General features: G+C 62.7%; 8 protein-coding genes and 1 pseudogene. 6 read left to right on the forward strand and 3 right to left on the reverse strand.

The window, feature by feature from the left end; genetic code table 11:
• The 6 genes and pseudogenes from CBB63_RS11340 to CBB63_RS11365 all read left to right on the forward strand — a co-directional run.
• Positions 1–566: pseudogene (locus CBB63_RS11340) on the forward strand (cell division protein FtsZ); the annotation flags it as partial.
• Between the two features lie 349 nt (positions 567–915).
• Entirely contained in the window at positions 916–1,839 is a 924-nt protein-coding gene (gene lpxC / locus CBB63_RS11345) for a UDP-3-O-acyl-N-acetylglucosamine deacetylase (protein ID WP_286699220.1), read from the forward strand.
• Positions 1,840–2,050: 211 nt separating this feature from the next.
• On the forward strand, positions 2,051–2,923 hold the full coding sequence (locus CBB63_RS11350) for an outer membrane protein assembly factor BamD (protein ID WP_286699221.1): 873 nt from the start codon (positions 2,051–2,053) through the stop codon (positions 2,921–2,923).
• 38 nt (positions 2,924–2,961) lie between these two features.
• Positions 2,962–4,623, forward strand: coding sequence for a DNA repair protein RecN (recN, locus tag CBB63_RS11355; protein ID WP_286699222.1), 1,662 nt, complete (start codon positions 2,962–2,964; stop codon positions 4,621–4,623).
• Positions 4,624–4,702: 79 nt separating this feature from the next.
• Complete coding sequence (locus CBB63_RS11360) at positions 4,703–6,388, forward strand: chloride channel protein (RefSeq protein ID WP_286699223.1); 1,686 nt, start codon at positions 4,703–4,705, stop codon at positions 6,386–6,388.
• Between the two features lie 237 nt (positions 6,389–6,625).
• A complete protein-coding gene (locus tag CBB63_RS11365) occupies positions 6,626–8,293 on the forward strand; it encodes a calcium-binding protein (protein ID WP_502695908.1) in 1,668 nt (555 codons plus the stop codon).
• Positions 8,294–8,350: 57 nt separating this feature from the next.
• On the opposite strand, the gene CBB63_RS11370 is transcribed toward CBB63_RS11365, so the two are convergent.
• From CBB63_RS11370 to cobT, 3 genes are all read right to left on the reverse strand, one after another.
• The gene (locus CBB63_RS11370) at positions 8,351–8,695 is read right to left on the reverse strand and encodes a DUF427 domain-containing protein (RefSeq protein WP_005854099.1); all 345 of its coding nucleotides are present in this window, start codon (positions 8,693–8,695) and stop codon (positions 8,351–8,353) included.
• A 40-nt stretch (positions 8,696–8,735) separates the two neighbouring features.
• The gene (locus CBB63_RS11375) at positions 8,736–10,526 is read right to left on the reverse strand and encodes an aminopeptidase P family protein (RefSeq protein ID WP_286699225.1); all 1,791 of its coding nucleotides are present in this window, start codon (positions 10,524–10,526) and stop codon (positions 8,736–8,738) included.
• A gap of 57 nt (positions 10,527–10,583) precedes the next feature.
• Positions 10,584–12,461 carry a cobaltochelatase subunit CobT gene (gene cobT / locus CBB63_RS11380; protein ID WP_286699226.1) on the reverse strand — a complete coding sequence of 626 codons (1,878 nt, stop codon included), beginning with the start codon at positions 12,459–12,461 and terminating at the stop codon, positions 10,584–10,586.
• Between the last annotated feature and the right edge of the window lie 84 nt (positions 12,462–12,545).

Raw genomic sequence — 12,545 nt, forward strand, 5'->3', positions numbered from 1 at the left:
CCGCACAGGCCGAGTACGAAGAAGAGCCACAGCAGCAGCTGTTCAAGGAAGAAGCCGCGGTCAACCACAGCGGTTTCTCTGACACATCCTATGAAGACGAAGCGTCGGACGCAGATGATCTGCCACCCCCCGCCTACCGTCCCGAGGTTGCGTCCTTCCAGCCGCGCCGCGAAGAGGTGAATGTCGACGCGCAAGAGCAAGAGGCGTTTGTCGCGCCACGCGCCCCTGCACCCGGCACCCCATCGCCCGAAGCACTGGCCCGTCTGCGCGCCGCCGCGCAAAAAGCGTCGCCAAGCCAGCAGCAACAGCGTCAGCCACAAGCGCAGCCGCAGCAGCAGCGTCAACAACCCGCCGCCGAGCAGGGTGAGAAGCGCTTTGGCATCAACTCGTTGATCAACCGCATGACCGGTCACGGTGAGGCGGAAACACAGCAGCAGCGCCCCGCACGTCAGCAGCCGCCGGTTCAGACCCGCGCGACCTCTGCCGCGCCACAGCCGCGCGACGTTCAGGACGAAGATCAAGAGCGGATCGAAATCCCCGCCTTCCTGCGTCGTCAGGCGAACTAAGCTTACCTAAGACGTCCTCGTAAACGTCCGAAAGGCCACCCTTAGGGGTGGTCTTTTTCGTTAGCGCCACAACTTTAAGCGTGCTGCGGTGCAGCAATTGGGGTGTGCGGGTCGATAACATTCGTTGAAATGTTGCTGTTATATGTTCACGCTTCGCCGTCGTTTCAGGGATGATCGGGAGCCTGAAATATATATATAACAATGGTTTATTGGGGGTATGCGCACGTTAACGCCCAATTGTGACAGTGATGTTTCAGACGGTAGCAATGATTGAATTGAGCATTAGGAACGGCCCCGTTAGGACAGAGTTCAACTTAGACAGATGATCTTTGGACAGTGAGTATTGACCGTGCAGACAACCATTAAGACAGCGATCAGCTTTAGCGGCACCGGCCTTCATTCAGGCCGTCCTGCAACTGTGACGATCCGTCCGGCTGGTGCGCATCACGGTATCTGGTTCTCGCGCAGTGACGTGGATGTTGGCGATCGCCTGATTCCCGCCCGCTGGGACGCGGTGAATCGCTCGCCTCTTTGCACCAAGCTTGAAAATGCGGCGGGTCTGCAAATCTCTACTGTTGAACACCTGATGGCCGCACTGGCCGGTTGTGGCATCCACAACGCGCTGGTCGAGATCGACGGCCCCGAAGTGCCAATCCTCGACGGCTCTGCCGCGCCCTTCGTGCGTGGTATCATGCAGCGCGGCGTGCGCGTGCTGGCGGCCCCTGTGCGNGCNTTCGAAGTGCTGAAAACGGTCACCGTGACGGATGGAGANGCNTCGGCCACNATCGCACCGGCAGANACCCTGAAGATCGACTTTGTCATNGANTTNGCCGANGCCGCCATTGGCCATCAGGAAAANTCGCTGGTCATGAACAANGGCAGCTTCGCCCGCGAACTTTGCGACAGCCGGACCTTCTGCCGTCAGGCGGATGTNGACGCGATGCAGGCGAACGGTCTGGCATTGGGCGGTCACGCTGGTGAAAATGCNGTCGTCTTCGACGGCGACCANGTGCTGAGCCCCGGTGGTCTGCGTCACGCCGACGAACCCGTACGCCACAAGATGCTGGATGCCTTGGGTGATCTGGCGCTGGCCGGTGCACCGCTGATCGGCCATTACACCGGCGTGCGCGCCGGCCACAGCCTGACCAACACGCTGCTGCGGGCGCTGTTCGCGACCCCCGGTGCCGTGCGCATGGTTGAATGTGACGCGCANATGGCGTCGCGTCTGCCCGGCTTTGGCCTTGAGTGGGACGAAATCCCCGCCGTTGCCTGAAAGCGGTAACGCGATGTCGCAGGGCAGGGCGTTAACGACGGTTGAAACTCCGGTGGGGCTTGGGTAATCCTTTGTTTACGATTTGGCCCGTCGACAGCCGCCCTTGCAGGGGACTGCCGAATGGTCGTTTTGTTGCGCGAAACCTTGTGCTAGTCACGGGCAAAGGCGTATCGTGAAACGTGACGCAGAGTTTAAAGCGAGGGTGAAACGCATGACGGGTACGATGTCGCGCAAGCGGGTGGTCGGTGCGGTGCTTTTGGCGGGCGTTCTTGGCGCGTGCGGTGGTGCTCAGGACACGGGTCGGACGACCAACAGCTTCTTCAACCCTCAGGAAATTCCGCTTGAAACATACTCGGCCGAGCAGATTTACGAGCGTGGCGAATTTGAACTGAACCGCAANCGCCCTGCCGAAGCNGCTGAATATTTCTCCGAGATTGAACGCCTNTACCCCTATTCCGAATGGGCCAAGCGGGCGCTGATCATGCAGGCTTTCGCCTATCATCAGGATCAGGATTACCCCAACAGCCGCTCTGCCGCGCAGCGNTATATTGATTTCTTCCCCGATGATGATGACGCNTCCTATGCAAGCTANCTTCTNGCNCTAAGCTATTATGACCAGATCGACGAAGTTGGCCGCGANCAGGGNNTGACNTTTCAGGCGCTGCAAGCNCTGCGTCGCGTGATCGAGGATTATCCNGACAGCGAATATGCGCGNTCTTCCGTGCTGAAATTCGATCTGGCGTTTGACCATCTGGCGGGCAAGGAAATGGAAGTGGGGCGCTATTATCTGCGTCGCAAACACTATACCGCGTCGATCAACCGCTTCCGCGTCGTGGTCGAGGATTTCCAGACAACCACCCACACCGCCGAGGCGCTGCACCGTCTGGTAGAGGCGTATCTGTCGCTGGGTCTCACGGACGAGGCGCAGACCGCAGGCGCCATTCTGGGGCACAACTACCAGTCCACCGAATGGTACGAGGCAAGCTATAAGCTGCTGACCGGTCAGGGNCTTGAAATGAAGTCCTTCGGCGATAACTGGTTGACCGCGATCTACCGCCAAACGATCAAGGGCGAATGGATCTGACCCAAGCGCCTTTTGACGGCCCACACGGATAGTGACCCATGCTACGCGGCCTAGATATTTCGGATATGCTGATCATCGACCGGCTGGAACTTGCGTTTCAGCCGGGTTTGAACGTTCTGACCGGCGAAACCGGGGCNGGTAAATCGATCTTGCTCGATAGTCTCGGGTTCGTGCTGGGCTGGCGCGGGCGCGCCGATCTGGTGCGTCAGGGCGCGTCACAGGGCGAGGTCACGGCNTGGTTCGACCTGCCCGAAGGNCACGCCGCCCACGCGGTGCTGGAAGAGGCGGGCCTGCCCGGCGGGGGCGAGCTGATCTTGCGCCGTATCAACGGGTCTGACGGGCGCAAAACGGCTTGGGTCAATGACCGCCGCTGCTCGGGCGAGGTGCTGCGCGCGCTGTCGGAAACGCTGGTCGAATTGCACGGCCAGCATGACGACCGCGGNTTGCTTGACCCCAAGGGCCACCGCGCCATTCTGGATGAATTCGCGGGCACCGCCCCGNTGCGCGACAAGGTGCGNCAGGCNTGGTCTGCCTTGGCTGCGGCGCGCAAGGCTGCCAAACAGGCCGCCGNCGANCGCGAGGCGATTGCCGCCGAAGAAGAATACCTGCGCCACGCCGTGGCAGAGCTGGACAAGCTGGACCCGCAAGCAGGCGAGGAAGAACAGCTCGACGCGCGCCGTCGCCTGATGCAAAGCGCCGAAAAGATCCGCAGCGATGTGGTCAACGCCTACGAGATGATGGGGCAGGGCGGGGCNGANACACAGCTGGGCGACGCCCTGCGCTGGCTCGACGGGGTGGCCCATAAAGCCGACGGCGCGCTAGAGGCCCCGATGGCNGCGCTTTCGCGTGCGATGGTCGAATTGGACGAGGCGATGGAAGGCGTGGTCGCCGCCATCGACACCATGTCGTTCAACCCGATCGAGCTGGAAGAAACCGAAGAGCGCCTCTTTGCGATCCGCGCCATGGCCCGCAAGCACGAGGTGCTGGCCGACGATCTGGCGGGCTTTGCCGAGACGNTGCGCGGCAAGCTGGACGCGCTGGACGCAGGCGAGGCCGCACAGGCGGGNNTGGAGAAAGCCGTGCGCGACGCCCAAGCCGCCTATGATGCCGCAGCCGACGCCNTGACCGATGCGCGCCGCAAGAAAGCGGGCAAGCTGGACAAGGCCGTCGCGGCAGAGCTTGCCCCGCTCAAGATGGAGCGCGCGGTNTTTGCCACGCAGATCACCGAGGAAACGCCCGGACCGGAAGGCCGCGATGCGGTGTCCTTTACCGTGGCCACCAACCCCGGCGCGCCTGCGGGCCCACTNGGCAAGATCGCATCGGGCGGGGAGCTCAGCCGCTTTCTGCTCGCGCTNAAGGTCTGTCTGGCCAAGGGGCAAACCGGCCTGACGATGATCTTTGACGAAATNGACCGGGGTGTCGGCGGTGCGACNGCCGATGCGGTGGGGCGTCGTCTGGCGGCGCTGTCGCAGGGCGGGCAGGTGCTTGTTGTCACCCACTCNCCCCAGGTTGCCGCTTTGGGCGCGCATCACTGGCGTGTGTCCAAGGCCGTGTCCAAGGGCATGACCCTATCGACCGTCACGCCACTGTCAGCGCCGGAACGCGTGGACGAGGTCGCGCGGATGCTGGCTGGGGATACGATTACCGAGGCCGCACGCGCTGCCGCGCGCGAGCTTTTGGGCGAAGAATTCGCCAGCTAGCGGCACAGTCTTGATTGCAGGGGTTTTAACGCAGGCNGCTCTGTCCTAGACATGGGTAAACCCTGACAGCAAAGCCGCCATGCCTTTGAAACCGCGCCCCTTTCTGAACCAGCAGTATGACACATTGTGCANCCATGCGCGTCTGGGGTGGGATGTGNTGCGTGANAANGGGCCGGGCAAGGTCACCTTCTGGTTCATCGCGCTTGCAATCGGNNTCTNNGCAGGCTTTGCCGCGCTGTTTTTTCGNAAAGGGATCAACGCATTACAGGCGTTTCTTTATGGNACCGAAGATGTGCAGCACCTGCATAGTTTTATCGGCAGCCTTGATTGGTATTGGGTCGTTCTGATCCCCACCATCGGCGGGCTGACCGTGGGGCTGATCTTGCATAATTTCACCCGAGACGCCCGTGTGCGCAGCGTCGGCGATGTGATCCTTGGCGCGGCNTTGCACGAAGGTCGGGTGGAAACACGGGCCGGTATTGCGTCGGCNCTGGCNTCGCTGATCACNCTNAGCACCGGCGGATCGTCAGGGCGAGAAGGGCCGGTGGTCCACCTCGCGGGGGTGATCTCGACCCTGGTGAGCCGCCGGATCAATGCCAGCGGTATTACCGGTCGTGANCTGNTGGGCTGCGCCGTTGCGGCGGCCGTCTCTGCCAGCTTNAANGCNCCGATCGCAGGCGCGCTTTTCGCGCTCGAGATCGTGTTGCGCCACTTTGCCGTGCACGCCTTTGCNCCNATCGTGATCGCGTCGGCCGCGGGCACTGTGATCAACCGGTTGGAATTCGGCGGTCTGACCGAATTTGAGCTACCCACCGTGGGCGATATGTCCTTCTATGCCGAGCTGCCCGCCTTCCTGCTGCTGGGGNTGACCTGCGGNGTGGTGGCGGTCTTTCTGATGCGCGGNATCTTCTGGGCCGAGGATTTCGGCAACTTNATACAGGCNCGCAGCAAGCTGCCGCGCTACCTGCGCCCTGCCGTGGCAGGGGNAATCCTTGGCGTGATTGCGCTGTGGTTCCCGCATATCATCGGCGTCGGATACGAGACGACGACCCGCGCGNTAAGCGGTGATATGATCCTGCACGAAGCCGTTGTCTTTGCCGTGCTCAAGATCATCGCGGTGTCGATCACCCTTGGCGGGCGGATGGGCGGCGGGGNGTTTTCGCCCTCGCTGATGTTGGGGGCGCTGACGGGGCTGGCCTTCGGGTTGATCGCCACGGGCGTCTTTCCCACGATGTCGGGNGCCACGTCGCTTTATGCGCTNGCGGGCATGGGCGCGGTGGCNGCTGCCGTTCTNGGGGCNCCGATCTCTACCACCTTGATTGTATTCGAACTGACCGGAGACTGGCAGACAGGTCTGGCGGTGATGGTCGCTGTGAGCATGTCGACCGCGCTTGCCTCGCGTCTGGTGCACCGCAGCTTTTTCCTGACGCAGATGGAACGCCGCGGTATCCACCTTGCCGCCGGTCCTCAGGCCTATCTGCTGGGCATGTTCATGGTGGGCCGCATCATGCGCCGCCCCGACGACCTGCGCGCTGCGAACGAAGAAACCTGCTGGGATCTGATCGGCGAGGGGACCTATATCGACGGCACCGCCACGCTAGAAGCCGCGATGCCGATTTTCGAGCAGACCGGCGCGGCGTTTATTCCCGTGGTCACGCTNAAGCCCGAATCGCCGCCCGAACTNNTNGGNGCGCTGTTCCATGTGGATGCGCTTAAGGCCTATAACCGCGCCCTGGCCGAGACAGCGGCCGAGGAACANTCNTGATTGTCGCTGTATTCGCGACAGTNGGNGCAGNNGGGCTGAACTGTCCTAAAATATTGAAATGCGTCTGAAATGCGGCGGTAATTTGTCTTTCTTGCGTTCCTCANCGTAAGCTACACTCTGGGTATAGCTTAGGGGGATTTGAACATGCTTGGATTGACTTTATTACCAGCGCTCGCGCTTTTGGGATTTGCGGGATTGATTGGCAGCGACAGCGATGACGANGATACCAATGACGACATGCAAGACGTGGCAGAGCCCGAGGTNGCAGACCCGCAGATCGCCACGCAGCAGGGCACCAACGGCCCTGATCTGGTCACGGGCACGGGCGCGGATGATGACATCGACGCGTTTGGCGGTGACGACACGGTAAACGGTTTTGGCGGCGATGACACGGTGCAGGGCGGCGCGGGCAATGACCTGCTGAACCTTGGCGGTGGCGACAATCTTGGCAATGGCGAAGAGGGNCGCGATACCGTCAACGGNGGGCCGGGTGCCGACACATTGCTGGGCGGGAACGGCGCGGACAGTCTTTCAGGCTTCGGGGGCACCGATGACCTGTCCGGCGGGCAGGGCAGCGATATGCTGCGCGGTGGTCTGGGTGATGATCTGCTCAANGGGAACAACGGCAGCGATACGCTTGATGGCGGGTCTGATAACGACACCCTGATCGGCGGTAGCGGCGACGATAGCCTTGGCGGCTTTGGCGGCGCGGATTCCCTCGTGGGCGGGCTCGGGTCCGACAATCTGGATGGCGGGGCCGACAACGATACGCTTCTGGGCGGCGGGCTGATGGACACGCTCTTTGGCGGTTCCGGCGATGACGTGCTGCGCGGTGGCACCAACAACGATCTGGTCAACGGCGGGTCGGGCGATGACGACGCCATGGGCAACTTTGGCGCGGATACCGTGCTGGGAGGGCGCGGCAATGACACGCTAAGCGGTGGCGAAGGCTTTGACTACATCGAAGGGAACGACGGCGACGACATCCTGATGGGCAACGAAGGCAACGACGGGCTTAGTGGCGGGCAGGGCAATGACACGCTGATGGGCGGGGTTGGCAGCGATACGCTGAGCGGGTTGGCGGGCGATGATATGCTTGACGGGCAGGGCGGCAACGACCTGCTGAACGGCAACACCGGGAACGACACGTTGATGGGCGGCGGGTTGAACGACACGCTGAATGGCAATGGCGGCGACGATGTGATCAGCGGCGGCACCCAAAGCGATCTGATCAACGGCGGCAGTGGCAATGATGCGCTGTCTGGCGACGCAGGTGCCGATACAATCAACGCAGGCCCCGGCAATGACACACTGTTGGGCGGCGAGGGGCCGGACAAGCTGGCGGGCAACAACGGCGACGATCTGATTGATGGCGACGCTGGCAATGACGCGCTATTCGGCGGCATGGGCGACGACACGTTGAACGGCGGGGCGGGGAATGACTTCCTGATCTCGGGGCTGGGGACCGACAGCATTGACGGCGGTGCCGGTGACGATGTGATCCGCGCGTTCGACTTCAACCTCAACGGCAATGTNTCNGGCGATACCGATACGATGGCAGANGTCGTGCTGGGGGGCGNTGGCANNGACACCATNAGCGCCAACGACGGCGATACCGTGACAGGGGGCGAAGGGGCCGACGTGATCAATGCCATCGGCTATGATCAAGTGGGCAAGGCCCCGGTCATCGTGACCGACTTTAATCTCGCCGAAGACGGGCTGTACCTGCAGGAAACCCAAGGCTCGCCTGCGCAATTTGCCCCCGGTGACGGGATGTTCGAAATCCGCGCCGCGGCCAATGGCACCGACAGTGAACTTGTGGTCAACGGCAATGTCGTGGTGATCGTGCAAAACACCAGCGCCGCCGATCTCAGCGCGGACACAAGCTGGCTGCTGAACGCATAAGAGGGGCCGCAGCCCCCCTTGCTTCGATCTTGATTTTCCAGGGCCCTTTCGGGGGCCCTAGATTTGTTCGACCGCAACCTCGGGCAATTGGTAGAATGCCAGATGGCCCTTGATCTCGGCGACATCCTCGCTGGGGTCCTCGTAGGACCATGCCACGTTTTCCAACGTCCGGCTTTTGGTCACGACCGAGAAGTAATGCGCATCGCCCTTGTGCGGGCAGTGGGTGGTCTTGTCGGTCTTGTCCAGAAACGCCATGGCGATATCCGAACGGGGGATATAGATCACCGCGTCGTGGTCGCCTTCGCGCAGCTCAAGCGCATTACGTGTTTCGGCCAGTACCGCGCCCCCTGCGCGCACTGTCCATGTTCCGTTCGACTTCAATATCTTGATATGGTCTGCCATTGCTGACCGTCCTCCCTGAATGAACTGAAATATATCGCGCTCAAACCGGCGCTGTTGCCACATCCAACCACAGTTTCGCAACCGGTGATAGCCGCGGCCCGATCTTTTCCGCAACGTCGCGATGATAGGCGTTCAGCCAGTCTCGCGCGTCTTGGGTCAGCATCTGCGGCACGATCAGCCGCGTGTCGATGGGCGCAAAGCTCAGCGTCTCCCACGACAGCATGGCGCGATGCGCGTCCCCGCCCGGAAGATCAGGCGCAGATTGCACCACGGCAAGGTTTTCCAGCCGGATGCCAAAGGCCCCCTCGCGGTAATAGCCGGGCTCGATGCTCAGGATCATGCCTTCGGACAGGGGCACCGTGCTCAGCTTGCTCAGACGTTGCGGCCCTTCGTGCACGCTCAGATAGGCCCCGACGCCATGGCCCAGCCCGTGATCGAAGTCCTGCCCCGCCATCCAGAGCGGCAAACGCCCCACAGCCTCGATATCGCGCCCGGCCAGCCCTTGGGGCCAGCGTAGACGGCTCATGGCGATCAAACCGTTCAGCACACGGGTAAACGCCTCTTTCGCCTCGACCGGCGGCGTGCCGATGGCGATGGTGCGGGTGATGTCGGTGGTGCCATCCAGATATTGCCCGCCCGAATCCAGCACCAGCAGATGCCCGTCTTGCAAAAGGCGATCGGTGTCCTCGGTCACGCGGTAATGCATGATCGCACCATTGGGGCCGGTCCCGGCAATGGTCTCAAAGCTGATCTCTTGCAAGGCCGGATCACGGCGGCGCGCGGTCTCCAGCTGGGTCACCACTTGCGTCTCCGTCACGCTGCCCGCAGGCTGCGCGTCCAGCCAGGCCAGCACCTCGACCAAGGCCGCCCCGTCGCGCAAATGTGCCGCGACAGAGCCTTCGATCTCCGCCGCGTTCTTGCAGGCTTTGGGCAGGGCGCAGGGGTCGTCGCCCCAGACGATCCTGTCGCCCAAAGCGTCCCAAACAGCCACAGGCACGGTGGCCTTCTCGACCAGCACGGGGCCCGACAGGTCGCCAAGAGCTCCCAAAAACGCCTCAGGCGCATGAAGGGTCACATGCGCGCCCAAATGCGCCTCTAGCCCCTCCAGCTTGGATGGGGCGACGAACGCGTCCACGNGACCCGCGCTGTGCAGCACGGCAAAGCCATGCACGACCGGATTGCGCGCAATATCGGACCCGCGGATGTTCAGCAGCCAACACAGGCTGTCGGGCAGGGTGATCACCGCCGCCCCNCGGCCCTTGTCGCGCAGCCCTTCGGCCAGCCGNGCGATNTTATCGCCATGGGCCTCGCCCGCATAGNCNATCGGGTGGACCTTGGCGGGGTTCATGGGCGGGGCGGGCTGGTCCTCCCAGATGCGGTCGACCAGATTATCGGTGCGGCGCAGCGTGATGCCGCTGCCGTCCAAGGCGTCCTCAAGCTGCGCGATCTGCCCGGCGGCATGCAGCCAGGGATCAAAGCCGATAACGCCACCCTGAGGCAGCTGTGCGCGCAGCCATTCGGCCAGCGAGACTTCGGGCCAGGCCACAGGCGTATAGACATCTGCCACCTGCGCCTTGACCTGCGTGCGGTAGCGCCCGTCGATAAACACGCCCGCCACATCGCGCAAAGCGGCACAGAANCCGGCCGATCCGGTGAACCCCGTGAGCCATTTCAAGCGGTCGTCACGGGGGGCAACATATTCNCCCTGATGCGCGTCGGCGCGGGGCACCAGAAACCCGTCAAGCGCCTCTGCCTGCAGCTCTTTNCGCAGCGCCGCCAGCCGTGGCGGCCCTTGTTCCGGCCGCGAGGTTACCTCGAACGATTGAAACATATCCCCACCCCATTCTTCATTTTGCTCTTAAAACTCCCCGCGGAGCGTCCCTGACCCTCAGCTTGCGCGGCGCATGCCCATGACACGGGCCCGCGCGCGGGGATCGGTATCAAACAGCGCCGCCAGCTGTTCGGTCATCGCACCGGCCAGCTGGTCGACATCGGTGATCGTGACGGCGCGGTCATAATAGCGNGTGACGTCGTGGCCGATGCCGATGGCCAGCAGTTCCACCGCCTTGCGTTTCTCGACCATGGCGATCACGTCGCGCAGGTGTTTNTCCAGATAATTCGCNGGGTTCACCGANAGGGTGCTGTCNTCCACAGGCGCNCCGTCGCTGATCACCATCAGGATCTTGCGCGCCTCGTGGCGGGCGATCATCCGGCGGTGCGCCCATTCCAGCGCCTCCCCGTCGATGTTCTCTTTCAGCAAGCCTTCCTTCATCATCANCCCCAGATTGGGCCGCGTNCGCCGCCAGGGGGCGTCGGCGGATTTATAGATGATGTGGCGCAGGTCATTCAGACGGCCCGGCTGGACCGGACGGCCGTCGTTCAACCAGGCCTCGCGGGCTTGGCCGCCTTTCCAGGCGCGGGTGGTAAAGCCCAGGATCTCGACCTTGACGTTGCAACGNTCCAGCGTGCGGGCCAGAACATCGGCGCAGATCGCGGCGATGGAAATCGGCCGCCCGCGCATCGAGCCGGAGTTATCCAGCAGCAAGGTCACACAGGTGTCGCGGAATTCGGTGTCCTGTTCGACCTTGAACGACAGCGGGGTTGTGGGATTGGCCACGACACGGGCCAGACGACCGGCATCCAGTGTACCTTCCTCAAGGTCGAATTCCCACGACCGGTTCTGCTGCGCCTGCAAGCGACGTTGCAGCTTGTTCGCCAGACGGCTGACCGCGCCTTTCAGCGGTTCAAGCTGCTGATCCAGATAGGCGCGCAGGCGTTCAAGNTCNGCCGGTTCGGCAAGGTCTTCGGCCCCGATCACCTCGTCATGATCTGTNTGGTACACCAGATAATTCGGGTCCGCGTCCGAGGCTTGNGGCGGNGCGGGCGGCTCCATCGGGGCGTCGCCATCGGGCATCTCGGCCTCTTCGCCAAGCTCCTGATCGGCGGTGTCATCCATCGACACCTGNGCCTGNGATTCATCCTGCTGCTGCTCTTGCGACTGCTCGGGCGAGGCTTCTGCCTCGTCGTCGTCCTGNTCGTCCTGACCNGTGCTATCGGGCTCTTGCTCTTCTTCGGTGCCTTCTTCCTCGGCGCTGTCTTGGTCGTCGTCGCCTTGGTCGGGGTCATCGCCCAGCTGATCGCCATAGCCAAGNTCAACGATCATCTTGCGCGCAAAGCGNGCAAAGGCGGCCTGATCATCCAGCGTGTCGTTCAACGTCTCGAGCGTGCCACCGGCCTGATCCTCGATATAGCCGCGCCACAGCTCCATCGCGTTGGCGGCNCCGGCGGGCATGTCACGCCCCGTCGCCAGATGGCGCACCAGATAGCCTGCCGCCGTCGCCAAAGGCACGTCCGAGGGTTGCTTGGCCTGATCATAGCCCTTGCGCAGGGAGTCGTATTTGATCTTGGCGTCGATATTGCCCGCGGTGCCGGGCATGTCGCGGGCACCTACGGCTTCGCAGCGGGCGGTTTCCATCGCTTCATAAAGATCGCGGGCCATGTCACCAGCGGGCATGTATTTCGAGTGGGTCTGGCCGTTGTGATAGCGCCGGTTCAGCGCCAGCGCGTCGGCGGTGCCGCGGGCCAGCAGGACTTCCTCGCGGGTCATGCGACGGCTGACCTGAGGCAGGCGCATGGAATCCCCGCTCAGCCCCGACGGATCAACGGAATAGCTGACCGTGAGATCAGGATCGTTCGACATGACCTTGGTCGCTTCGGCCAAAGCCTTTTTGAACGCGTCGGCGGGGTTATCTGATTGTTTGCTCATGTCATTCTCCCATCCGAGTGCGGCCGACCTGCGGCTTTGGTCACCGCGGCCACACGAAACGGGGCGCTGCGGTCAGACTGTCGT

The sequence above is a fragment of the Sulfitobacter sp. TMED3 genome, assembly GCF_002167505.1.
GTDB lineage: Bacteria > Pseudomonadota > Alphaproteobacteria > Rhodobacterales > Rhodobacteraceae > Sulfitobacter > Sulfitobacter pontiacus.